Annotated in this window: 24 protein-coding genes; 11 read left to right on the plus strand and 13 right to left on the minus strand. The window is 75.6% G+C overall.

What is annotated here, in order from left to right; translation table 11 throughout:
* The first annotated feature begins 18 nt into the window (after positions 1-18).
* The 4 genes from ACFVTF_RS35060 to ACFVTF_RS35075 all read left to right on the plus strand — a co-directional run bounded on the left by ACFVTF_RS35060 (position 19) and on the right by ACFVTF_RS35075 (position 1,880).
* Entirely contained in the window at positions 19-255 is a 237-nt protein-coding gene (locus tag ACFVTF_RS35060; RefSeq protein ID WP_350886016.1) for a DUF2277 domain-containing protein, read from the plus strand.
* Positions 256-337: 82 nt separating this feature from the next.
* Positions 338-574, plus strand: coding sequence for a DUF6296 family protein (locus tag ACFVTF_RS35065; protein ID WP_350886018.1), 237 nt, complete (start codon positions 338-340; stop codon positions 572-574).
* A 97-nt stretch (positions 575-671) separates the two neighbouring features.
* Positions 672-956 carry a DUF427 domain-containing protein gene (locus ACFVTF_RS35070; RefSeq protein WP_387818058.1) on the plus strand — a complete coding sequence of 95 codons (285 nt, stop codon included), beginning with the start codon at positions 672-674 and terminating at the stop codon, positions 954-956.
* Between the two features lie 102 nt (positions 957-1,058).
* Positions 1,059-1,880: a hypothetical protein gene (locus ACFVTF_RS35075; RefSeq protein ID WP_387818059.1), complete on the plus strand. Its 822-nt coding sequence runs from the start codon at positions 1,059-1,061 to the stop codon at positions 1,878-1,880.
* Positions 1,881-1,885: 5 nt separating this feature from the next.
* On the opposite strand, the gene ACFVTF_RS35080 is transcribed toward ACFVTF_RS35075, so the two are convergent.
* The 5 genes from ACFVTF_RS35080 to ACFVTF_RS35100 all read right to left on the minus strand — a co-directional run bounded on the left by ACFVTF_RS35080 (position 1,886) and on the right by ACFVTF_RS35100 (position 5,963).
* Positions 1,886-2,227, minus strand: a complete 342-nt coding sequence (locus ACFVTF_RS35080; RefSeq protein WP_371515646.1) for a hypothetical protein — start codon at positions 2,225-2,227, stop codon at positions 1,886-1,888.
* 100 nt (positions 2,228-2,327) lie between these two features.
* Positions 2,328-2,492 carry a hypothetical protein gene (locus ACFVTF_RS35085; protein WP_363621898.1) on the minus strand — a complete coding sequence of 55 codons (165 nt, stop codon included), beginning with the start codon at positions 2,490-2,492 and terminating at the stop codon, positions 2,328-2,330.
* A gap of 156 nt (positions 2,493-2,648) precedes the next feature.
* The gene (locus ACFVTF_RS35090; RefSeq protein ID WP_387818060.1) at positions 2,649-3,863 is read right to left on the minus strand and encodes a cytochrome P450; all 1,215 of its coding nucleotides are present in this window, start codon (positions 3,861-3,863) and stop codon (positions 2,649-2,651) included.
* A 145-nt stretch (positions 3,864-4,008) separates the two neighbouring features.
* The gene (locus ACFVTF_RS35095) at positions 4,009-4,227 is read right to left on the minus strand and encodes a ferredoxin (protein WP_363587319.1); all 219 of its coding nucleotides are present in this window, start codon (positions 4,225-4,227) and stop codon (positions 4,009-4,011) included.
* Positions 4,228-4,421: 194 nt separating this feature from the next.
* Positions 4,422-5,963: an ATP-dependent DNA ligase gene (locus ACFVTF_RS35100; RefSeq protein ID WP_387818061.1), complete on the minus strand. Its 1,542-nt coding sequence runs from the start codon at positions 5,961-5,963 to the stop codon at positions 4,422-4,424.
* Positions 5,964-6,177: 214 nt separating this feature from the next.
* On the opposite strand from ACFVTF_RS35100, the gene ACFVTF_RS35105 reads away from it, so the two are divergent.
* From ACFVTF_RS35105 to ACFVTF_RS35115, 3 genes are all read left to right on the plus strand, one after another.
* Positions 6,178-6,645: a GNAT family N-acetyltransferase gene (locus ACFVTF_RS35105; protein ID WP_387818062.1), complete on the plus strand. Its 468-nt coding sequence runs from the start codon at positions 6,178-6,180 to the stop codon at positions 6,643-6,645.
* Positions 6,646-6,833: 188 nt separating this feature from the next.
* Positions 6,834-7,868 (plus strand): CAP domain-containing protein, encoded by a 1,035-nt coding sequence (locus ACFVTF_RS35110; RefSeq protein ID WP_387818063.1) that lies wholly within the window; start codon positions 6,834-6,836, stop codon positions 7,866-7,868.
* Between the two features lie 118 nt (positions 7,869-7,986).
* A complete protein-coding gene (locus ACFVTF_RS35115; RefSeq protein ID WP_387818064.1) occupies positions 7,987-9,507 on the plus strand; it encodes a sigma-70 family RNA polymerase sigma factor in 1,521 nt (506 codons plus the stop codon).
* A gap of 57 nt (positions 9,508-9,564) precedes the next feature.
* On the opposite strand, the gene ACFVTF_RS35120 is transcribed toward ACFVTF_RS35115, so the two are convergent.
* A complete protein-coding gene (locus tag ACFVTF_RS35120; RefSeq protein ID WP_363585617.1) occupies positions 9,565-9,801 on the minus strand; it encodes a hypothetical protein in 237 nt (78 codons plus the stop codon).
* Positions 9,802-10,063: 262 nt separating this feature from the next.
* Here ACFVTF_RS35120 and ACFVTF_RS35125 point away from each other — a divergent pair, with 262 nt between their 5' ends.
* A complete protein-coding gene (locus ACFVTF_RS35125) occupies positions 10,064-11,164 on the plus strand; it encodes a chemotaxis protein (protein WP_387818065.1) in 1,101 nt (366 codons plus the stop codon).
* A 387-nt stretch (positions 11,165-11,551) separates the two neighbouring features.
* Here ACFVTF_RS35125 and ACFVTF_RS35130 read toward each other — a convergent pair whose 3' ends face one another.
* The 3 genes from ACFVTF_RS35130 to ACFVTF_RS35140 all read right to left on the minus strand — a co-directional run bounded on the left by ACFVTF_RS35130 (position 11,552) and on the right by ACFVTF_RS35140 (position 14,774).
* Positions 11,552-12,400 (minus strand): hypothetical protein, encoded by an 849-nt coding sequence (locus tag ACFVTF_RS35130; RefSeq protein WP_387818066.1) that lies wholly within the window; start codon positions 12,398-12,400, stop codon positions 11,552-11,554.
* The gene (locus ACFVTF_RS35135) at positions 12,387-12,911 is read right to left on the minus strand and encodes a SigE family RNA polymerase sigma factor (protein WP_371515637.1); all 525 of its coding nucleotides are present in this window, start codon (positions 12,909-12,911) and stop codon (positions 12,387-12,389) included. The genes ACFVTF_RS35130 and ACFVTF_RS35135 overlap by 14 nt, the downstream gene beginning before the upstream one ends.
* A 351-nt stretch (positions 12,912-13,262) precedes the next feature.
* Positions 13,263-14,774, minus strand: coding sequence for a M1 family metallopeptidase (locus ACFVTF_RS35140; protein ID WP_387818074.1), 1,512 nt, complete (start codon positions 14,772-14,774; stop codon positions 13,263-13,265).
* A gap of 390 nt (positions 14,775-15,164) precedes the next feature.
* On the opposite strand from ACFVTF_RS35140, the gene ACFVTF_RS35145 reads away from it, so the two are divergent.
* Positions 15,165-16,055: a carbohydrate kinase gene (locus ACFVTF_RS35145; RefSeq protein WP_387818067.1), complete on the plus strand. Its 891-nt coding sequence runs from the start codon at positions 15,165-15,167 to the stop codon at positions 16,053-16,055.
* Here ACFVTF_RS35145 and ACFVTF_RS35150 read toward each other — a convergent pair.
* A complete protein-coding gene (locus ACFVTF_RS35150; RefSeq protein WP_387818068.1) occupies positions 16,052-16,585 on the minus strand; it encodes a GNAT family N-acetyltransferase in 534 nt (177 codons plus the stop codon). The two genes, ACFVTF_RS35145 and ACFVTF_RS35150, sit on opposite strands and share 4 nt — an antisense overlap.
* Positions 16,586-16,796: 211 nt before the next feature.
* Here ACFVTF_RS35150 and ACFVTF_RS35155 point away from each other — a divergent pair, with 211 nt between their 5' ends.
* Positions 16,797-17,774, plus strand: a complete 978-nt coding sequence (locus ACFVTF_RS35155; RefSeq protein ID WP_387818069.1) for a polysaccharide deacetylase family protein — start codon at positions 16,797-16,799, stop codon at positions 17,772-17,774.
* Between the two features lie 27 nt (positions 17,775-17,801).
* Here ACFVTF_RS35155 and ACFVTF_RS35160 read toward each other — a convergent pair whose 3' ends face one another.
* The 3 genes from ACFVTF_RS35160 to ACFVTF_RS35170 all read right to left on the minus strand — a co-directional run bounded on the left by ACFVTF_RS35160 (position 17,802) and on the right by ACFVTF_RS35170 (position 20,495).
* Positions 17,802-18,236 (minus strand): YchJ family protein, encoded by a 435-nt coding sequence (locus tag ACFVTF_RS35160; protein WP_387818070.1) that lies wholly within the window; start codon positions 18,234-18,236, stop codon positions 17,802-17,804.
* A 69-nt stretch (positions 18,237-18,305) separates the two neighbouring features.
* Positions 18,306-19,856, minus strand: coding sequence for an FAD-dependent monooxygenase (locus ACFVTF_RS35165; protein ID WP_387818071.1), 1,551 nt, complete (start codon positions 19,854-19,856; stop codon positions 18,306-18,308).
* Positions 19,857-19,883: 27 nt separating this feature from the next.
* The gene (locus ACFVTF_RS35170) at positions 19,884-20,495 is read right to left on the minus strand and encodes a TetR family transcriptional regulator (RefSeq protein ID WP_387818072.1); all 612 of its coding nucleotides are present in this window, start codon (positions 20,493-20,495) and stop codon (positions 19,884-19,886) included.
* Positions 20,496-20,750: 255 nt separating this feature from the next.
* On the opposite strand from ACFVTF_RS35170, the gene ACFVTF_RS35175 reads away from it, so the two are divergent.
* Positions 20,751-21,149: a cytochrome C oxidase subunit I gene (locus ACFVTF_RS35175; RefSeq protein WP_350881931.1), complete on the plus strand. Its 399-nt coding sequence runs from the start codon at positions 20,751-20,753 to the stop codon at positions 21,147-21,149.
* Positions 21,150-21,211 lie beyond the last annotated feature (62 nt).

Consider the following 21,211-nt stretch of genomic DNA (forward strand, 5'->3'; position numbering starts at 1 on the left):
ACGCGCGAGACTGGGTGCATGTGCCGCAACATCAAGACGTTGCGCCCGCCGGTGACGCTCGACGCCGACGAGGACGACTTCCGCGCCGCCGCGCTGCAGTACGTCCGCAAGGTGTCCGGGTTCCGCGCCCCGGCGGCGCACAACCGCGAGGCCTTCGACCGGGCCGTGGACGCGGTCGCCGAGGCCACCGCCCGGCTGCTCACCGAGCTGGAGGTCCGCGGCGCGCCCGCCCGGGCCGCCGAGGCCACCGCGTAGGCCGACCGCCGTCGGGCGGGCCCGCCGACCGCGGCCGCGCATCGGGACCAGGAGATCGGGACAATCGGGACAGGAGATGGAGATGACCCCCGCGAACCGTTACGTGCTCACCTTCCCCGGCACCCCCGGCACCCAGGCCCCGCAGGACGTCGTCGTGGTCGTCCGCACCAGCGCGACGGGCCCGGGCGGACACCCGGTGTACGAGGACGCCAGCGGCATCGTCCGCGCCGAGATCAGCGACGCCGGCGAGGTCCGGATGCTCGCCAGCGGCGGCCACCAGTCCCCGCACCTGCCGGTCCACGCCGAGCCGCTGCCCTGACCGCCGCCCCGGCCGTCTGGAATCCGGCGTCCGGCATCCGCCGACGATTTCCGCGAAGCACCCGGGTGCGGCCCGCCCCTGGGGCACAATCGGCCGCATGACCACAGCGCGCTGGCAGGGCACCGTCGTCGCCGAGAGCGACGAGACCGTCGTCGTCGAGGGCAACCACTACTTTCCGGTCGAATCCGTCCGGACCGAATTCCTGCGTCCGTCCGACACCACCACCGTCTGCAGCTGGAAGGGCACCGCCGGTTACTACACGCTGGAGGTGGACGGGCGGACCAACCCCGACGCGGCCTGGTTCTACGCCGACCCGAAGCCGGAGGCCGAGGAGATCCGCGGCCGGGTGGCGTTCTGGCACGGGGTCGAGATCACCGGGTAGGGCGTACCCCGGGAGCGGAGGGGGTACCGGACATCTATGGCAGTCTTCCGTAAACCCGGACGTTCCAGGCCTGTCCCCGAGCCCGCCCCCACCCCCGCCGCCGTGCCCGACGCCGGCCTGGCCGGCGAGCTCGCCGAACTGGTCGAGCAGGCCGAGCAGCCCGGGGGCGAGTGGCGGATCGCCGAGTACCGGGCCGGCCGCGGCCGGGGCCGGGCCCTGGTGGCGAACGTGGCCCGCCTGCTCGGCCGGGGCGGCCGGGTCGCCGCCAAGGGTGCCGCGTTCGGCGGCCGCGCCCTCACCGAGCAGCTGGTGCAGGCCGCGCCGCGGATCCCGGTGCGCGACCTCGCCACGCTGCGCGCCCAGCACCCCGGCGCGGCCGACCCCGAGGCGCTGGCCGACCTGCTGGTCACCGGCGCGGTCCGGGCCTCCGGCGCGCTCGGCGCCGGCGTGGGCGCGGCGGCGATGCTGCCGGTGCCGCCCGCGATGCCGGTGGAGATCGCGGCGGAGACGCTCGCCGTCGCGGCCGTGGAGATCAAGCTGATCGCCGAACTGCACGAGGTCTACGGCGCCCGGGCGCCCGGCAGCGTCACCCAGCGGGCCGGGGCCTACCTGGCCGCCTGGGCCAACCGCCGGGGCATCGACGCGAGGCTGCTGTCCCGGCCGGCCGGGTTCGCCGCCCTGGCGCTCGGGGCGGAGGTGCGCCAGCAGCTCAGCCGCCGGCTCACCCGCAGCTCGCTGCGCCGCCTGCCGTCGCTCACCCCGCTGCTGGTCGGCGCCGGCATCGGCGCCACCGTCAATCGGCGCGACACCCGCCGGCTGGCCGGCGAGGTCCGCGCCGATCTGCGTGCGCGTCCCCCGGCCGACCGCGCCTACTGGGCCGCCGCGGCGCCGGCGGTGCGGGGCGAGGTCGTCCCGGGGGACTGAGGTTCCTAGGGCCTGTCCGGCGGCGCCGGGGCGGCCGCGCCACGGCCGGCCTTGACGCCGTTCACCATCGCCTGGTGTATCGCCCGCGCGGTGGTCTCGTCGGCCGCCGGGACGGGGCTGCCGGTCACCGTGTACCAGTCCAGCGCGCCGGTGTACTGGACGGTGAGCCGGGCCTCGCCGTCCGCCCAGGTGGTGTGCACGGTGAGGTCGCCGGAGATGGGGCCGATCTCGGTGGTGGTGACCCCGCCGGGTCCGCTGATGATCGACTGCGTGGTCCAGGTCGCCCACGACGTGCGCGGGTCGACGGGCGGTCGGGCCTGCCTGCCGTTTTGATCGTGTTCGGTCATGCGCTTATCCTCCCCCGCCGGTGAGCCGCTGTCCGGGCAGCGACACCTGCGGTCGCGAAGACCGCCCGGTCCCACCGGGCGGTCGGGTGCTCACAGCTGTTCAGCGGTCCGGACCGGACTCCTCCAGGGTGGGCTCGCCCTCCGCCTGGGAGGTGTCCTGCGCGTGCAGGTTCTGCATCGAGGTGATGCCCTCTTCGGGATCCGCGGCGCGGACGTCCTCGTCACGGTCCGTGCTCATCCCGGCCCGTTCGCTCATGTCGGTCATGGCGGGCTCCGTCTCCTCGGCCGGTCCGGGCGCGCTCCGAGCCGGGGTGCGGCAGGGCCGGGTCTGTCTCTCACCCCCCAGCCTGCCCCCGCCCCGGCCCCGGGGCCAGCCGAACGGGCTAGTCGCCGGCCGGCCCCGCCCTCCGTTCGACGGCCGTCACCAGGTGACGGGCAGCGACCGCATTCCGTAGATGAACGCCTCCGAGCGGAACTTCCGGCCCTCCCCGGTGGCCGCCGGCCGCAGGCCGGGCAGCCGTCGGAACAGGGTGGCCAGGGCGATCTGGAGCTCGGCGCGGGCGAGCGGCTGCCCGAGGCACTGGTGCACGCCGAAGCCGAAGGCCATGTGCCGCCGGGCGTCCCGGTCGAGGTCGAGCTGGTCGGTCGGCCGCAGGTCGGCGCCGCCGAACATCTCCTCGTCCTGGTTGGCGGTGGAGATCAGCGCGATCACGCCCTCCCCGGCCCTGATCACGGTGCCGCCCAGCTCGACGTCCTCCAGCGCGACCCGGGGCAGGCCGTGGTCCACGATGGTCAGGTGGCGCAGCAGTTCCTCGACGGCGCCGGGCAGCGTGGCCGGGTCGGCCAGCCTGGCGATCTGCTCGGGCTGGTCGAGGAGCAGGGCGGTGGAGAGCGAGATCATGTTCGCGGTCGTCTCGTGCCCGGCTATCAGCAGCAGGATGCCGGTCGTGGCGACCTCGTCCGGCGTGAGGTCGTCCCGGACGGCGAGCCGGCTGAGTATGTCGTCGCCCGGCTCCTCCCGCTTGCGGGCGGCCAGGCCGCCCAGGTACTCGCGCAGTTCGTCCGAGGCGGCCTGGACCTCCTCGGCCGAGCTGTGCTTGTTGAGCAGGGTCCGGCTGAGGCCCTGGAAGCGGTCCCGGTCCTCGTACGGGACGCCGAGCAGCAGGCAGATCACCAGCGAGGGGACGGGCAGCGCGAAGTCGGCGACCAGGTCGGCCTCGGTCCGGCCGTCGGTCATCCGGTCGAGCGCCTCGTCGACGATCTGCTGGATGCCGGGGCGCATCGCCTCGACCCGCTTGACCAGGAAGTCGCCGGTGACCATCCGGCGCTGCCGGGCGTGCTCGGGGTCGTCGAGCCGCAGGAAGCTCGGGTTGGCGAGGAGGGCCTCCCGGCGGCCGGGCACCAGCATCGGGAACCCCGGGTGGCGGGCGTCCGCGCTGAACCGGCGGTCGGACAGGATGGTGCGGACCTCGGCGTAGCCGGTGGCCAGCCAGCAGGACTCGCCGCCGGGCAGGTCGGCGCGGGTGATGGGCGCCGTCGCGGCGGCCTCGGTGTAGGCGGGCGGCGGGCTGAACGGACAGCCGGCGTCGCGCGGGGCGGGCATCGGGAAGGTCCGGGCGGTGGGTGTGCTCGTCAAGGTGGGGTCTCCTTGCGTCGCGATGTCCTCGGGTGGGTGGGATGGCGCCGGGGCCGCCGGCTCGCGCGACGGCGGCCGGGAGCGGCGGCCGTCACGGTGGCCGGGGTCGGCGCGGGCGGGGGACCGTCGGGAGCCGGTGGGGGCGTCAGCCGGCGTCCTCGGCGGAGTCCTCCTCGGTGACGGTGATCGCGCCGCCCGGGCAGAGCTCGGCGGCGAGCCTCAGCACGGCGAACTGCGGTGGCTTGAACTCGGTCTGACGGAGGACCACCAGACTGTCCTGCTCGTCCTGGTCGAAGATCTCCGGAGCGTTCAGGACGCACATCCCGGAACTGCAGCAGCGGTCCCGGTCGACGCTCACCTTCATGGTCGAGCACCTCTCGCCAGTGCGGCGCCGGGCGTCCGGCGGCCGCCTCTCGTTGTCATTGCCAACCTAACCGCCACCCTTGCGTCCACGGAGGGGCGATGCGGGGATCGTCCAGAATGGCCGATTCGGTTCGGAGCCGGTCCAGCGCCGCCGCAAAGGGGTTTGAAATTGACGTTACTCCGCCAAAGGACGGCTCACAGCCCCTCGGCGGCGGCAATCTCCCGGACGGTGGCGACGGTGTCGGCCTCGGCCGCGCCCTTGTCCGGCCGGTAGCGCACCACCCGGGCGAACCGCAGGGCCAGCCCCGCCGGGTAGCGGGGGCTGCGCTGGAGACCGTCGAAGGCGATCTCGACGACCAGTTCCGGCCGGACCCGCACCGTCCAGTCGTCCCGCCCGCTCTCGCGGGCGAGGAGTTCGGCGGTCTGCCAGGCGAGCGTCTCGTCGGTGAGGCCCTTGAAGGTCTTGCCGAGCATCACCCACGGGCCCAGCCCGGGCTCGCCCGCCGCCCGGGCGCCCAGGTGTAGATTGCTGAGCAGCCCGCGCCGCCGGCCGCTGCCCCACTCGGCGGCCAGCACCACCAGGTCCAGGGTGTGCCGGGGCTTCACCTTGATCCAGCCGGCGCCGCGCCGCCCGGCCGCGTACCCGGCCGCCGGGTCCTTGACCAGGACGCCCTCGTGACCGCGGGCCAGGGTCTCGCGGAAGAACGCCAGTGCCCGCTCGCCGTCCCCGGTCTCGGTGCGGGGCACCCGCAGGCCCTCCGGCACCGCCTCGTCCAGCGCCGCCCACCGCTCCCGGCCGGGGCGGTCCACCAGGTCCTCGCCGTCCCGGTGCAGCAGGTCGAAGAAGAAGGCGCTGAGCGGGACTTCGGCGCGCAGCCGCTCCGGATCCCGTCGGGAGGCGGTGCGCGCGGCGGTCTCCTGGAAGGGGCGCGGCCGCCCGTCGGGCCCGAGCGCGATCGCCTCGCCGTCCAGCACCGCCGAGCGCAGCGGCAGCGCGAGCGCCGCCTCGGCCACCTCGGGGACGCGCGCGGTGATGTCGTCCAGGCCGCGGGTGAACACCGCGACCTCCGCGCCGTCCCGGTGCACCTGCACCCGGACGCCGTCCAGCTTCCACTCCAGGGCGGCCGGGCCGGTGCGCTCCAGCGCCGAGGCCACGTCGGGCGCGGAGGCGGCCAGCATCGGCCGCACCGCCCGGCCCACCTCCAGCCGGAACGCGGCCAGCGCGGGCGCCCCGCCGGTCAGCGCCGCCTCCGCCACCGCCCGGGCGGAGCCGCGGAACATCAGCGCCCGGCGCACCGCCGCCGCGGGTACCCCGGCCGCCTGGGCGACGGCGTCGCCGACCAGCGCGTCCAGCGCGCCCTGGCGCAGCTCGCCGACCAGCACCGCGCGCAGGAACGCCTGCTCGACCTCGGTCGCCCGGGCGAACAGCCCGGCCAGCAGCCGCCGCCGCTCGGCCTGCGCGCCGGGACCGTGCACCCCGGCGATCCGCTCCAGCTCCCGTTCGGTCTCCCGGACGCCGAGCGAGGCCTCGGCGGCGGGCGGCGGCAGGTCGCGCAGGGCCGCCGGGCCGACGCCGGTGCGCAGCCGCTGCGACTCGCCCGACAGCAGGCCCACGGCCGCCGGGGCCTCGGCCGGGCCCAGTGCGCGCAGGCAGTCCGCGAGCAGCGCCGTCTTGGCCCGCCGCCCGGGCTCGGCGGCGACGGCGCGGGACGTCCGGGCCAGGTGCCGCAGCCGCATGGCGCTCCTCGGGTGGTGCGTGGCCGGGCGTCCAGGATCGGTCACCCGACCGGCCGCCGCACGGCGGGCGGCGCGCCCGTACCGCGCCGGAGTGGAGTGCGCGGGCGGCCGGTCTTGGCCGTGGTGGAGCTCGGCTCGGAGCCGACGGCCCGTCATGCTGGCGCCACACCGCGGCCCGGCGATCCCGGGGCCCGCCCGATCGAGGGAGACCGAGTTGACCACCACGACCCGCTGGAGCATCGGCGCGCCGGAGCGCGCCGACTACCCCGCCTGGCGCGAACTCTTCCGCGGCTACTGCGCGTTCTACCGGGTGCCGATGCCGGAGGAGAAGGCCGAACTGGTCTGGTCCTGGCTCCACGACCCGGACCACGAACTGGAGGGCCTGCTGGTCCGCGACGGCGACGGCACGCCGGTCGGACTCGCCCACTACCGCCCCTTCGCCCGCCCCCTGCACGGCGCCGGCGGGGGCTTCCTCGACGACCTGTTCGTCGCGCCCGAGGTGCGCGGCGGCGGCGCGGTGGACCAGCTGCTGGCCCGGCTGCGGGCGATCGCCGCCGAGCGCGGCTGGAACACCGTCCGCTGGATCACCGCCGACGACAACCACCGCGCCCGCAGCAAGTACGACCAGGTCGCCACCCGGACGATGTTCGTCACCTACGACATGGCCCCGGACGCCCCGTGACCCGCGGCCGGGCGGCCTGAGGGCGTGCCCCGGGTGCGGCCTGGGGACCGTGCCCCGGGTGCGGCCGCGACCGGGCCCGCACCCCTGTCGCCGGACATTCGTTCGGACTTTCTGTTATCGGCGCGCCGCCGGGCGGTCTCCCAGGTGTCGGCACCCGACCCGCCGACCCGGACAGAAAGCGTGGGCACGTGAACAGCGACGACAGGACGACCATCCTCCCGGCGAACGGTGCCGAGAGCGGTGCACGGAGCGGAGCCTCCGGCCGACCCGGCGGCCGCGCCGCGCGCCGGGCCGCCCAGCGGCACACGGAACGCCCCGGAGGCCGGAGCCGCCGGGCCCGACGGCGCGGTCCGGTCGGCCCGGTCGCCGCCGTCGCCGCCGCCGTGGCCGGCACCGGACTGCTCGCCGCCCTGGTCGGCGCCGGCTACGCGGCCTACGGCGGCAAGCAGGTCGACCGGGACGCCACCGGCCAGGCGCTGGCGGCGGACGCCGCCCTGATAGCAGCCGAGGCCGGTACCCACGACGGCATCCAGGTCCCCGGCGCCGGGGGAGCGGGCCCCGACGTCGCCGCGCCGCCGGTCACCCCGACCGCCACCGACCCGGCACCGGCACCGACCAGTGCCGCCGCGACCACCCCCGCCGCCCCGGCGTCCCCGACGGCTCCGGCGACCGCGACGCCGACCCCGACGGCCACCGGGAAGGCGAGCCCGAGCACGCCCGCGACCGCTCCCGCTCCGGCTCCCGCCAAGCCCACCGGCACCCCGGCCGCCGCGCAGCGCACCGGCGCCCCCGCCCCCACGAGCGCCTCGGTGCGCACCCCGGTCGGCGGCGGCGCCGCGCCCTCCTCCGCCCAGCAGGTCGTCGACCTGGTCAACGTCGAACGCGCCAAGGCCGGCTGCGGCCCGGTCAGCGCCGAGCCCCGGCTGGCCGGCGCAGCCCAGTCGCACAGCGACGACATGGCGGACCGCAACTACTTCGACCACGCCAGCCCCGACGGCGACCACGCCGACCACCGCATAGAGGCGACCGGCTACCGCTGGAGCACCTGGGGCGAGAACATCGCCCGCGGCCAGAAGGACCCGGCCGCGGTGATGGATTCCTGGATGAACAGCCCCGGTCACCGTGCGAACATCCTGAACTGCGCGTTCAAGCAGCTCGGGGTCGGTGTGCGGACCGGTTCCGGCGGCCCCTGGTGGACCCAGGTCTTCGCCGCCCCGGCCTGACCGGCCCTCCGGCAGGGTCCGTTTTCCGATTCCGCGCAAATTGTTGTTATCTGATCACTCACCACAGGTCTCCGAGGAGGCAGCGGCGAACGGAACACGGCAAGACGGAGTGCGGACCATGAACGCTGACGTGCAGAACAGGACCGGGACCACCCTGGTACGCGCGGCCCAGGCGGGCGACCGGCAGGCCCAGGAGGCGCTGGTCGCCGCCTGGCTGCCGCTCGTCTACAACGTCGCCGGGCGCGCCCTGGACGGTCACGCCGACGTCGACGACGTCGCCCAGGAGACCATGATCCGCGCCCTGGACGGCCTGGACGGGCTGCGCGAGCCGGAGTCCTTCCGCTCCTGGCTGGTCGCCATCACGATGAACCAGATCCGTCGTCGCCACGCCGCCGGCCAGCAGCAGCCCACCGTCGGCGGCCTCGACGAGACCTGGGAACTCGCCGACCCCAGGGCCGACTTCACCGACCTCACCGTCCTGCGCCTCGGCCTCTCCGGCCAGCGCCGGGAAGTCGCCGAGGCCACCCGCTGGCTCGACCCCGACGACCGCGAACTCCTCGCCCTCTGGTGGCTGGAGGCCAGCGGCGAACTCACCCGCGCCGAACTGGCCGAAGCCCTCGACCTGACCCCGCAGCACACCGCCGTCCGGGTGCAGCGGATGAAGAAGCAGCTCGAAGCCGGCCGGATCGTCGTCCGCGCCCTCGGCGCCTACCCCCGCTGCCCCGAACTCGCCGACGTCACCACCGGTTTCGACGGCACCCCCAACTCCGTGTGGCGCAAGCGCATCGCCCGCCACATCCGCGGCTGCGCCACCTGCGACCGCCTCGGCCGCGACCTCTTCCCCGCCGAGGGACTGCTGGCCGGCCTCGCCCTGGTGCCGATCCCGCTCGGCTCGCCCGCGCTGCTGCACTTCCAGCACACCGCGGCCACCGTCGCCGCCACCGCCCCGACCGCCGCGAGCACCCATGCGGGCTGGGCCGGGACCGCCGCGCGCAAGGCCGTCCTGGCGAGCGGTGCGGTGGCGGTGGTGACCGTCACCACCCTCGCCCTGGTCTGGTCGCACCCCGCCGACACCCCGAGGGAGGCGACCCCCGCTCCCACCACCCCGGCCGCCGCTCCCGCCGCCCCGGTGCCCGCCGCGACCCCGGCCGCCGCCCCGGTCACCCTGACGGCCACGCCCACGCCGACCCCCAGCGAGACGCCGACGGCCACGCCGTCACCCACCGCCACCCGGTCGGTGGCCCCGCCGCCACCCAGCCCGGAGCGCCAACTCGTCGACCTCGTCAACGCCGAACGCGGCAAGGTGGGCTGCGCCCCCCTGCGGATCGACCCCCGGCTGCACGCGGCCGCCCAGAAGCACGCCGACGACATGGTCGCCCGTGGCTTCTTCGACCACGTCAACCCGGACGGCGTCCGCACCGACGCCCGGCTGACGGCGGTCGGCTACCGCTGGTCCCAGTGGGGCGAGAACCTCGACCGGGGTCCGACGTCCCCCGCCACGGTGGTCGCCCACTGGATGGACGGCGGCATCCACCAGACCAACATGCTGGACTGCGGCTTCAAGGACGTCGGCATCGGCCTGGCCACCGGCCCCGCCGGCACCTACTGGACCCAGGACCTCGGCGCCCAGCTGCCCTGACGCCGCACTGCCCTGACACCGCGCCGCCGCGCTGCCCTGACACCACGCCGCTGCGAGCTATGCGGGGGTGACCCCGACCAGTCCGTCGGCCGAGCCCGTCACGTACCCGGTCGCCTCCCCGACCACGCCGCCCGCGTCCCCGACCTGCCCCGGCAACGCGTCCGGCGCACTGGTCAGGGATCCGGACAGTCCGTCCTGCCCCCCGACCGCACTGGCGTGTGCACTCGGTGCGGTGAGCGAGGCCACGAAACCCACGGCGAGCGAGGCGACGGCGAGCATGCTGCGCTTCTTCATGGCGGGTCCAACGACGATCCGCCGGTCGGGTTACGAGGACGGTGGTGGATTCCCTCGTCCGTGGCCGTGCGGTCGAGGCCACGGGCACCGGACGGGCTGTCGGGCCCCGAGCCTTTTCCGGTGGCGGGAGGCGTGGGAGGGCGGTGGGATGGGGAGGGGTCGGGAATGATTCCGGCAAATCGGTTGAATCACCACACTTTCGGTCTCATCGACGTCGGTCTCATCGACCAGGACCCCCCCACCGCGACACGAAGGGCACCCGATGCACGCAGCCGAACTCACGCCAGCCGTCCTCGCCGAGCTGCGCCGCCCCCGGCGCTACCCGGCCGTCTCCGTTCTGCTGCCCACCCACCGCAGCGAGCCCGACAACACCCAGGACCCGGTCCGCCTGCGCAACCTCGTCGCCGAGGCGAAGAACCGGCTGCACGCCGACGAGGCGGTCAGCCGGGCCGACCGGCTGGACGTCGTCGAGCAGCTGGACCGCGCGCTCACCGAGGTCGACCTCGTGCACGCCGAGGACGGCCTGGTGATCTTCGCCGCCCCCGGCGAGCACCAGGTGTGGTCCCTGCCGCGCCCGGTGCCCTCCCGGGTCGTGCTGTCCGAGACCTTCCTGACCCGCAACCTGGTCTCCGCCTACACCGCCGGTGCGCCCTACTGGGTGCTGACCGTCGCCGCCGACCGGGTCGCCCTGTTCAGCGGCAGCGGGACGCACCTGGCCGAGCACACGGGTGCCGCCTTCCCGCTCGACCAGGTTCCGCCGGACTGGGACGTCGAGCGCAAGGAGCGGATCGGGGACGTACCGAGCACCTTCCGCGACGAGGAGACCCGCCGCTTCCTGCGTTCGGCCGACACCGCGCTGGCCGCCGTGCTGGAGGCCGACAACCGCCCGCTGTACGTGCTCGGCGAGGCCGCCGCGATCTCCCTGCTCGACGAGGTCGGCACCGCTGCCAAGCGGGCCACCGCCCAGGTCTCGCACGGCGGCCTCGGCCACGCCGCCGCCGCCGCGGTGGCCGAGGCCGTCCGGTCCACGGTCGCCGAGCAGGCCAGCAGGGCCGTCACCGAGCTCCACGAGCGCCTCGACCAGGCCCAGGGCGTGAAGGGCCTGGCCGCCGGCATCGACGAGGTCTGGCAGACCGTCGCCGAGGGCCGCGCCGCGCTGGTCGCGGTGGAGGAGGACTACTGGCAGCCCGTCCGGGTGACCGACAACCACCTCGTCCCGGCGGCGGCCGGTGAGCCCGACGTCCGCGAGGACATGGTCGACGAGATCGTGGAGCGCGCCCTCGACACCGGTGCCAAGGTGCAGTTCGTCCCCACCGGCGAACTCGACGCCCGCGGCCACATCGCGGCCGTCCTGCGGTACTGACCCGCCAGGTACTGACCCCCTGGTACTGACCCGCCCGGTGCGGGCCCGGCACGGCAGCCGGGCCCGCACCGCCGTGTCACGGCCGGGTCAGGACCGGTGGAACGCCCGCCCGGCGGCGCCCGAGGAGACCGGCCCGACCCCGGGTATCGGCCCGACGGTGATCGGCCGGGCGCCCGCACCGCGCAGGGCCGCCCCGCCGCCCGCGCCGTACCACCGCGCCGTCCACCGGTCGCAGACCCCGGCACCTGCCCGTCGCTGCTCGCCACCCATGAGAGGACCCCCGTTCTCTGATCGTGCTCGGGACGCTAGCAGGAGCCACTGACACTGGACCCAGGTCGGCCAGGTCGGCCAGGTCTGCCCGGGAGGCCCGGCCAGCCCGGCCGGTTCTCAGCGGGTCGCCCTCGACGAGGGAGTGCTCCCCTCGGCGGTCCGGATCGAGTCCAGCACCTGCTGCACCTGCTGGATCGTCAGGTGCGACGGCTCCCGCAGGCAGGCCGTCAGCCGGATCAGCACCAGCGTGCCGGTCCGGGCGAGGGCCCGATTGCCGATGAGCTCGCGGGTGCCGCCGAGGGAGAGGCATTCCTTGTCGAGCGCGACGTCGGAGGTGACGGCCGATGAGGTGGTGAACTTCCCCACCAGGTCCGGTTGGTCCACCAACCGGAGGGTGAGGAGGGCGCCGTCGGCGGGCAGCAGCGAGTCGGACGGGCAGGTGATGCCCGCCGTCCGGCAGGGGGACGCGGGGCTGATCGGCCCGGTGGCCAGGTAGCCGATGCCGTTCCGGGGGTCGCCGTTGAAGGTGCTCTGGCTGTACCAGCCGCTCGGCAGGTCGAGCACCACGTCCGGGTACGACGAGAAGTGGACCTGCGACCGGGACGTCGGCACCGTGGTCGGTGTCGCGCTGGCGCCGTCCGTCGGAACGGGCGGTTCCCCGCCCGGCACCGTCTCGGCCGGTCCGGCCGCCATGCTCGGCCCCGCCGCCACCCCGTGCTCCGGCGTGGGCGCGATCGCGGGCGCGGCGGCGAGCGCTGCGGCGACCAGCCCTGCGGTCAGTCCGGCCCCGAGCCCGGCGGCCCGCCGTCGGCGTCGGGTGCCGATGGCGCGGGCGCGTACCCGTTCCATCCGGTCCTCGGGCGTGGCGAGCTCCGGTACGGCCTGGTGGAGCAGGACCCGCAGCTCCTCGCCCTCACCGCCGTCCGGCCTCGGGTCGTCCGGGTCCAGCAGGTCAGTACCGATCACTGGGTCCTCCCGCCAGCAGCAGTTCCCGGGCCGGCAGCCGGCCGCGCAGCGCGGCGAGCGCGCGGTGCGTCTGGCTCTTGACCGTGCCGGTGCTGCAGCCCAGGACCTCGGCGGTCTCCTCGACGCTGAGGTCCTCGAAGAAGCGCAGCACCACCACGGCCCGTTGGCGCGGCGGCAGGGCACGGACGGCCTGGGCGACCACCTCTCCGAGCACCACCCCTTCGTACGGGTCCACGCTCGCCGGCGGCGGCTCCGGCAGTTCGCCGTGCGGCAGTTCGCCGGTCCAGCGGCGGCGCCACCAGGAGACGTTGCAGTTGACCAGCACCTTCCGCAGGTAGGCCTCGGGCCGGTCGATGGAGATCCGGTCCCATTTGGGCCAGATCTTGGCGAGCGCGGTCTGCAGCAGATCCTCCGCCTGGTGCGGGTCGCCGGTCAACAGCCAGGCCACTCGCAGCATCTTCGGGCCGCAGGCGGAGACGAACTCCTCGAAGTCCGGTGTGCCATCCCTCATCCCGCCGTCCCCGCCATGGTGTCCGCGCCGTCCCTGTCAGCTGTGGCGGCCTGCTGGGCCGCGATCGTGGTGTCCTACTCACAGCTGATGAACGTGCTGGACGGTGTTCCGGGTTGTCTTCCGGGCGCGGTGACTTTCGGTCGGCCGGCGCGGGGAGGTTGGACGGCCCGCGAGCCGGCCGGGACTCGGCCGGGCGGCGGGCGGGCCGTGGGCACCACGATGGCCGCGTCGGGCCCGTCCGGCCAGAGGCGCTCACGGGGCGTCCGGGCGCACGATGCGGCGCGCCAGGGGCGTACGGGTGGGACGCAGGGGGCGGCGGACCACGGATCGGGCCGGCCGGGTGGCGGTGGGTCAGAGCGTCCCGGAGCCGCGCGGCGGCTCGGTGGGGACACCGCGGGCGGCGGCCGTCGGGGCCGAGGCCACCGGGGTGACCGTCCAGTCGGGGTGGCCGGGCATCGGCGGGGTGCGCAGCCCGTACAGCCAGTCGGTGAGGAAGCCGGAGAGGTCCTGGCCGGAGACCTCGGAGGCGGTGCGCAGGTAGTCCAGGGTGGTGGCGGTGCTGTACCGGTGCTCGCGCAGGAAGGTGCGCTCGATCCGGTCGAAGGTCTCGGCGCCGACCCGCTCGCGCAGCGCGAACAGCACCAGCGCGCCGCCGGTGTAGCGCTGGCTGTCGAAGAGCTTGGCGGCGCTGGGAGCGGCGACCGGTCCGGAGTCGTGCCGCCACTGGTCGCCGAGGCCGTAGAGGGCCCGCATCCGGTCGACCAGGGTGGTGTGGCCCCAGGCGTCCGGCCAGCCGCGCTCGTAGCGGTAGACCAGGGCGTAGTAGTCGGCGTGCCCCTCGTTGAGCCACAGGTCCGCCCAGCTGGCGGGGGAGACGCTGTCGCCGAACCAGGAGTGCACCAGCTCGTGCATCTGGTGCGAGCCGATCGCGGACTCGGGCCGGCGCAGGAAGTTCGGCTTGTACAGGGTGAGGGTCTGGGTCTCCAGGCCGGTGAAGCCGAACGCGTCCGGGTCGTCGGTGTCGGCGGGCAGGAGGCCGTAGGTCTCGAAGGGGAACGGCCCGAGGCGCTGCTCGGCCCAGGTCAGCTGGCCGGCGGTGAGCGCCAGGGCGGGTTCGAGGTCGGCGGCCCGGGCGGTCGGGACGACGTCGCGCAGCGGCAGGCCGTGCGGGCCGGTGCGCTCGCGGACGGTGTAGTTCCCGACGGAGACCTGCACCAGCTCGGTGGCCATCGGCTCGCGGGAGGCGTAGCGCCGGGTGGTCCGGCCGCCGCCGAGCCGTTGGGTCTGCGTCAGCTCCCCGTTGGCGACGCCCAGCAGGCCGTCGGGCGCGGTGACGGCGATGGTGAACCGGGCCTTGTCGCTGGGGTGGTCGTTGCACGGGAAGACGGTGTGCGCGCTGTCCGGCTGACCGGCCACCGCGAAGCCGTCCGGGGTCGGGACCCAGCCGGTGTGCGGGAGCCTGGCGCGCGGGTCGGCGGTGTACTCGACGGTCAGCCGCGCGGTGGTGCCGCGGTGCAGGGGCCGGGGCGGGGTGATGGTCAGCTTCTCGTCGTGGGCGGCGAACCCCGCCGGGCGCCCGTCGACCCGGACGGCCCGGACGGTCAGGCCCAGCGCGTCCAGCTCCAGCCGCGCCAGGGTGCGGGACGGCCGGGCGGTGATCACCGCGGTCGCGTCGACGGTGCGGGTATCGGCGCGGTAGTCGAACGACAGGTCGTAGGCGAGCGCGTCGTACCCGCTGTTGCCGAGCGAGGGGAAGACCGGGTCGCCGAGGCCGTCCGCGGCGGTGGCGGTCGGGGTGCCGGCGGACAGCAGCACCGCACTGAGCACGAGCGGGAGGACGAGGCCGACACGGGGCCTGGACAGGGCGATCACCGCACTTCGGGAGTCGTGGCCTCGGGGGCCTGGCTTGCGGGAGTCGGGGCTTCGGGACTCGTGGCTCCGGGAGCCCCGGTGAGGAGCGGGGCCGGGCGGCGGTGCGTGCGCGACGCACCGGGCACGGACCCTAGCGGACCGGGGCGCCCGCCGGGCGCCGCCACCCGGACGGCCGTCGACACGTGGCCATCCCCCGGACGGCCTACAGCGATGGCGGGGCCGTCGCGCACTGACTAACGTTCGAAGTGCTTCGCCCCCTGACGGACGAGGCCACGGCCGTCGGAGAACCTGGCCAGGTCCGGCGGCCGTCCTTCATGCCCGGGTGCACCCCGTAGGCTGGCGGCCGAGACGACGCCCGCGTACCGGATGCCAGGAGCCGCCGTGACCAGCCCCGATTCGCACGTTCTGGTGATCGGCGAGTGCGTCGCCGACATCGTCCGCACGGATGGCGCCCCGGACACCGTCCACCCCGGCGGCAGCCCCGCGAACGTCGCCTACGGCCTGGCCCGGTTGGGGCGGCCGGCCACCCTGCTCACCCAGCTCGGGGACGACGCCAACGGCCGGTTGATCCGGGCGCACCTGGAGTCGGCGGGGGTGGTGGTCCGGGCCGCCGGGGTGGCGCGGACCCCCTCGGCCGTGGTGCGCCTCGATGGGCAGGGGCGGGCGGGCTACACCTTCGACATCGGCTGGACGCTGCCGCCGACCGAACTCGCCGAAGCGCCGGGCGCGATCCACCTCGGCTCGATCGGGGCGGTCACCGACCCGGGCGCGGCGGCGGTGCTGGCGCTGGTCGAGCGGTGGCGCGGCCGGGCGCAGATCAGTTACGACCCGAACGTGCGCCCCGCGCTGATGGGCGAGCGGGCGCAGGCCGTGCGGCGGGTCGAGCGCTGCGTGGCGCTGAGCGACGTGGTCAAGGCGAGCGACGAGGACCTGGCCTGGCTCTACCCCGGCGAGGACGCGGAGGCGGTCGCGCGGCGCTGGCTCGCCCTCGGCCCGGCCGTGGTCGCGGTGACCCTGGGCGCCGACGGCGCGTTCGCGCTCACCGCCGGGGGCGGGCACGCGCGGGCCGCAGCCGTTCCGGTGCCGGTCGCCGACACCGTCGGCGCCGGGGACTCCTTCACGGCGGCGTTCCTGCACGCCCGCGCGGCCGGAGCCGACCTCGCCGGCTGCCTCACCCAGGCGGTGACGGCCGCCGCGCTGACCGTCTCCCGCCCCGGCGCCAACCCGCCCTCGACGGCGGAGCTGACGGCCGCTCTGGCGCAGGCGGGTTAGGGCGTGCTCCGGTCGGCCAGCTCCTTGCCGTACCAGATCTGGGCGTACGGGCCGCTGCTGTAGGCGGGGATCTCGCGGTAGCCGTGGCGCGTGTAGAGCGCGCGGGCCTCGACCAGGTCGAGGCGGGTGTCGAGGACGATCCGCCGGGCGCCGAGCGAGTGGGCGGCCTCGTCGACGGCGGCGAGCAGCCGGGCGCCGCCGCCGGTGCCGCGCAGGCCGGGACGGACGAACACCCTGGTCAGCTCGACGGTGTCGGCGTCGCGCCGGCGCAGCCCCGCGCAGGACTGGGCCGCGCCGTCGTAGTGGCCGAGCAGGAAGAGGCCGTCCGGTGCGGCGAGGTCGTCGCTGGGGGAGCCGGCCAGCCCCGACTCCAGTTCCTCGGGGGTGCCTTCGCGGCCGAGGTGCAGGCGGTAGTAGCGGTTGGCCACGTCGTAGTAGTACTCGCGCAGCAGGGCCAGGGCCTCGGGTGCGGTGACGTCCGCCGTGGCGACGGACCAGAGGCGGGCGGTGCGGGGCGCGGTGTCGTTCATGGGCGCATGATCGGTGGTCGCGGGCCCGGTCCGCAATCGGGTTTCGCACGGCCGCCCGGTCGGCTCGGGTGCCCGGCCGGCTCGGCAAAGGAAGGGCAAGGAGCCCGGCGCGTCGTTGCCCCGCACGGGTGATGAGGGGATTGGCGGGGGTGCGCTGTGGGGGAGCAGTGCGTCTATGAACAGATCATCAAATCATCGCATTAATGCGGGTTTGAGGCGGATTCAGGGACGCGGCGCCGGTGCTCGGGCGGGTGTGCGGACCGGCCTGCTGGCCACCGTCTGCCTCTCCGCCGTCGCCGCCGGCTGTGCCGGGCCGGTCGACCCCGCGCGGCCGGCCGTCGTCCCGCCCGCGCCGGGTGCCGTGCCCGTCGTCGAGCACGGGGTCGGCCGCCCGCCCGAGGCGCTGCCGGCGCTGCCGGGCCTGGCCCGCAAGGAGGAGGAGGCCGGCACCGAGGCGGTCGCCCGCCGGGAGTCGGAAACCCGGGCGGCCCTGGAGACCGCGCACCGCTGGGGCCTGCAGGCCCCGCCGCTGAAGGCGCCGCCGCGCCCGGCGACCAGGCCGGTGCTGGCCCAGTCGCAGGGCGTGAAGCTCAAGGACGGGCGGCCGCCGGTGGTCTACCGGGTGCCGACCGACGAGAAGGTGGTCTTCCTCACCGTCGACGACGGCTCCGAGAAGGACCCGGAGTTCTCCCGGATGGCCGACGAACTCGGCATCCCGCTCAGCACCTACGTCTCCGACTACCTGGCCCGCGAGAACTACGGCTACTTCCGCGACCTGCACGCCCAGGGGGTGGAGATCAACAACCACACCATCAACCACCGCAACCTGAAGGTCCTCGGCTACGACGCCCAGCGCGACGAGATCTGCCGTCAGCAGGACCAGCTGGAGCAGCAGATCGGCGTCCGCCCCCGGCTGTTCCGGCCCCCGTACGGCGAGTACAACGACGACACGCTGCGCGCGGCGGCGTCCTGCGGGGTCCAGGCGGTGCCGCTGTGGAACGAGGAGGCCTTCCCGGACCACATGGAGTGGCGCTACGACGACCGCAGGCTCCACCCGGGCGACATCATCCTCACCCACTTCCGGGGCGTCGACCTCTGGAAGGCCTCGATGCCGGACCTGCTCCGCAAGGTCGTCAACGACGTCACCGCGCAGGGCTTCGCCCTCGGCCGGCTGGACGACTACCTGTAGGAGCGCGCCCGTCGGGGGCCCCGACGGTCAGCCGAGCGAGAGGGCGTCGAGGTACACCCAGGCGCCCTCGTGCCGGACGAACCGGCTGTGCTCGGTGAGCACGCCCTGCTCGCGGCCCTCGGTCCAGTGCGCCCGGAAGGCGACGGTGCCCTCCGCGTGGAAGGCGCCGCCCTCGGTGGTGGACACCACCTCCAGGCCGGTCCAGCGCAGCGCCGGGTCGAAGTCCACCTCGGTGGGCCGGGTGTCCGGGTGCCAGGTGCGCAGCAGGTAGGCCTCGTCCTGGGCGGCGAAGGCGCTGTACCGCGAGCGCATCAGGGACTCGGCGGTGGTGGCAGCCGTCTGGCCGCGGTGCAGCCGCCCGCAGCAGTCGCCGTAGGCGGCGGGCAGGCCGCAGGGGCAGGGCGAGGAGGGCAGCAGCCGGGGCGCGGCGGCGGCGCGGGGCGCGGAGTGACGTCGGGACATGCGGTCCATTCTCTCCCCCCGGCCCCGGCCGCCCCGACCGGGGCCGGTGGGGCGTCCGGGTGCGGGTGCTCAGCAGCGGGCGGAGTCCGGTTCGCCGAACCAGGCGTGCAGCGCGCGCAGCAGCCCGTCCGGATCCTCCTCCCCGGGAGCGCCGGCCCAGGCGACGTAGCCGTCCGGGCGCACCAGCAGCGCGCCGGCGGGCCGTTGCGGGCAGTCGGCCGTGAGCACGTCCACCCGGCCCTTCCAGCCGGCCGCGAGGTCGGCGAGCCGGGGCGGGCCCTCCGCGAGGTCGAGCAGCAGGGCCCGGCCGCCGCGCGCCAGTTCGGCGAGCCGGGCGGGGCCGGCGGCCGTGGTCAGCGGGAGGTCCGGCGCGAAGCCGCCGGCGAGCGGGTGCGGGCAGTCGGTGTCGTACCGGACGTCGCTGCCCGCCATGAGCGCGGCGATCCGCCCGAGGTTGTCCTGGTACGCGAGCAGTTCGCCGAACAGGGCGCGCAGGGCGGTGACGGCCGGGCCCGGGGACATCAGGGCCATCTGGGCCTGCGAGTGCATGAAGACCCGTTCGCCGATGGGGTACCGCTCGCGGTGGTAGCTGTCCAGCAGGCCGGGCGGGGCCCAGCCCCGGAGGTCGGCGGCCAGCTTCCAGCCGAGGTTCGCGGCGTCCTGGAGCCCGAGGTTGAGGCCCGGACCGCCGGTGGCGGCGTGCACGTGCGCGGCGTCGCCGACCAGCAGCACCCGGCCCTCGCGGTAGCGCTCGGCGAGCCGGGTGTTGTGCCCGACCTGGCGGCGCGGGGTGTGCGCGCCGGGCGTGTCGGCCGGGGCGAGCGGCAGGTCGGCGCCGGTCACCCGGCGGACGCTGGCGCGCAGTTCGTCCAGCGTGGCCGGCACGGTCTCGTCGACGGGCGGGCCGGCCCACTCCATGGTGGCCATCATGGCGAGTTCCGGGCCCATCGGGGCGAGCACGAACACGCCGTGCGCGGTGCGGGTGTGGGTGAACGGGCGGAACGGCGTCGGGCAGCCGGGCAGCAGGACCTCGCCGGTGTCGAGCACCTGCAGCCCCTCGGGCGGGCGCACGTGGGCGATGCGTGCGACGGGGTCGGGTGAGGTGACCCCGGGGAAGCCGATCCCGGCCAGCTTGCGGACGGTGCTGCGGCCGCCGTCGGCGCCGACCAGGTAGCGGGCGCGCAGCCGCTGCGGCCCGTCCGGCCCGTGGACCTCGACGGTCACCCCCGCCGCGTCCTGGGCCAGGCCGGTGACCTCGCGGCCGTGGTGCACGGTCACGCCGAGTTCGCGGGCCCGCTCCTCCAGGGCCTGCTCGATCCGGTGCTGCGGCACCGGCAGGGCGTACAGCGGGTTGCCGTCGAGCTCCCGGAGGTCCAGCGGGAACGCGCCGAACACGAAGCGGGGCACCGGGGTCGGGGCGCCCGGGCCGCCGAGCCGCTCGTACAGGCCGCGGTGGTCCAGCAGCCGGATGACCTGGCCGACCAGCCCGTTCGCCTTCTGTTCCGACGAACGTTCGGCCAGCCGGTCCAGCACCACCGGCCGGACTCCGGCCAGCGCCAGTTCGCAGGCCAGCATCAGTCCGTTCGGGCCTGCGCCGGCGATGATGACATCGTGGGTCATGGTAGATCCCCCTGTGCGACGGTGAGTTCAGGAAGACGACGGTTCGGGGAGGCCGGCCGCCAGCTGCCGCAGCGCCTCCGCCAGGAGTGGTTGCAGCGGTACCGGCGGGTCGGCGCGCAGCCATACGTCGCTGGCCGCCCTGAGCGCGGCCAGGACGCCGGCGGCGACCAGTCTGGGGTGGAGGCCGCCGGGGTCGGCCCCGGTCCGGGCGGCGACCGCCGCGGCGAGCCCGGCCTCGGCGTCCGCGCCGGCGCGGGCCAGCTCGGCCTGGAGGGCCGGTTCGCGCAGCAGTAGCCGCACCGAGGCGGTCCACCGCGGGTCCGGCTGCTCGGCCGCGCCGTCGAAGGGCGCGAGGGTGGCCCGGGTGAGCGCCTCCCAGAGGGGTTCGGCCGCGGGCCGCTCGCTCAGCGCCTCGCCGACGAGCCGGATGCGGTCGCAGTGCCGGGAGACGATGGCCTCGGCCTTGCTGGAGAAGTAGTTGTTGTAGGTGCGCGGCGACACCCCGGCGGCGGCCGCGATGTCCTCCACCCGGACGTTCTCCAGGCCCCGTTCCACCGCCAGGCGCAGCGCGGCCCAGCTCAGCGCCTCCCGGGTCGCGGCCTTCTTCCGTTCCCGCAGACCGATCTGACTCTTCGTCATGACCACCACTCTCGCCGGAAGTCTGCGTGCCGCGCAAGAGTGCGTGGCACGCAACTTTTTCGGATCCGACACCCCGGGCGGATCCGCCCGGGCGGGGTGCGAGGAGTCGCGCGGCGGCTCGGCGAGTCGCCCCGCCCACCCGGGTGGTCACTGATAGTAGTGGCCTGGTTGCGGAGCGGTCTCCCGCGCCGGTTCGGCGGGACGGTTCGACAGGGCGTCCCGACAGCACACCTCGACAGGACATGAGGAGCGGTCATGGGTGGCAGACAGCGTCCGCCGGGAGCGCGGACCCCTCGGCAGGGCAGGCCCGTCGCGGGCGGCCGGGTGAACGCCCGGGCGGAGATCGCCCGGCTGGAGGGCTATCTCGCCTGGGAGGCCGAGGTGGCGGCGGCCGAGCGGGACGCCCGGGCCTTCGCCGGGCAGTTCCCGTGGCTGCCCGCCGCGGAGCGGGAGAGCCTGGAGCAGGCCTACGCCGCGGACCGGCTGCGCTACGCCGAGGAGGTCGTCGACCGCGCCGTCGAGCGCTGCCGCCGGCTGGCCGCCCGCTACCGCAGCGAGTGCCGCCGGATCTGCGCCCGCTGGGCCGCGCTCTGCCTCTCCGTCACCCTGGCGGCGGCGCTGTTCGCCGTCGTCCCGGCAGCCCTGCGGGCCTGAGCCGGGCCGATCCGCAGGCACGCCCGAGGGCCCGCTGCGCCGTCATCGGCGCAGCGGGCCCT

Origin of the sequence: Kitasatospora sp. NPDC057940 (assembly GCF_042887425.1) — a bacterium.
Taxonomy (GTDB): Bacteria; Actinomycetota; Actinomycetes; order Streptomycetales; family Streptomycetaceae; genus Kitasatospora.

Bases quoted from the DNA above. Each gene is read 5' to 3' on its own strand.
- ACFVTF_RS35060 (WP_350886016.1), top strand. From the start codon at position 19: ATGTGCCGCAACATCAAGACGTTGCGCCCGCCGGTGACGCTCGACGCC.
- ACFVTF_RS35065 (WP_350886018.1), top strand. From the start codon at position 338: ATGACCCCCGCGAACCGTTACGTGCTCACCTTCCCCGGCACCCCCGGC.
- ACFVTF_RS35070 (WP_387818058.1), top strand. From the start codon at position 672: ATGACCACAGCGCGCTGGCAGGGCACCGTCGTCGCCGAGAGCGACGAG.
- ACFVTF_RS35080 (WP_371515646.1), bottom strand. From the start codon at position 2,227: ATGACCGAACACGATCAAAACGGCAGGCAGGCCCGACCGCCCGTCGAC.
- ACFVTF_RS35085 (WP_363621898.1), bottom strand. From the start codon at position 2,492: ATGACCGACATGAGCGAACGGGCCGGGATGAGCACGGACCGTGACGAG.
- ACFVTF_RS35095 (WP_363587319.1), bottom strand. From the start codon at position 4,227: ATGAAGGTGAGCGTCGACCGGGACCGCTGCTGCAGTTCCGGGATGTGC.
- ACFVTF_RS35100 (WP_387818061.1), bottom strand. From the start codon at position 5,963: ATGCGGCTGCGGCACCTGGCCCGGACGTCCCGCGCCGTCGCCGCCGAG.
- ACFVTF_RS35115 (WP_387818064.1), top strand. From the start codon at position 7,987: ATGAACGCTGACGTGCAGAACAGGACCGGGACCACCCTGGTACGCGCG.
- ACFVTF_RS35120 (WP_363585617.1), bottom strand. From the start codon at position 9,801: ATGAAGAAGCGCAGCATGCTCGCCGTCGCCTCGCTCGCCGTGGGTTTC.
- ACFVTF_RS35125 (WP_387818065.1), top strand. From the start codon at position 10,064: ATGCACGCAGCCGAACTCACGCCAGCCGTCCTCGCCGAGCTGCGCCGC.
- ACFVTF_RS35135 (WP_371515637.1), bottom strand. From the start codon at position 12,911: ATGAGGGATGGCACACCGGACTTCGAGGAGTTCGTCTCCGCCTGCGGC.
- ACFVTF_RS35150 (WP_387818068.1), bottom strand. From the start codon at position 16,585: ATGAACGACACCGCGCCCCGCACCGCCCGCCTCTGGTCCGTCGCCACG.
- ACFVTF_RS35160 (WP_387818070.1), bottom strand. From the start codon at position 18,236: ATGTCCCGACGTCACTCCGCGCCCCGCGCCGCCGCCGCGCCCCGGCTG.
- ACFVTF_RS35165 (WP_387818071.1), bottom strand. From the start codon at position 19,856: ATGACCCACGATGTCATCATCGCCGGCGCAGGCCCGAACGGACTGATG.
- ACFVTF_RS35170 (WP_387818072.1), bottom strand. From the start codon at position 20,495: ATGACGAAGAGTCAGATCGGTCTGCGGGAACGGAAGAAGGCCGCGACC.
- ACFVTF_RS35175 (WP_350881931.1), top strand. From the start codon at position 20,751: ATGGGTGGCAGACAGCGTCCGCCGGGAGCGCGGACCCCTCGGCAGGGC.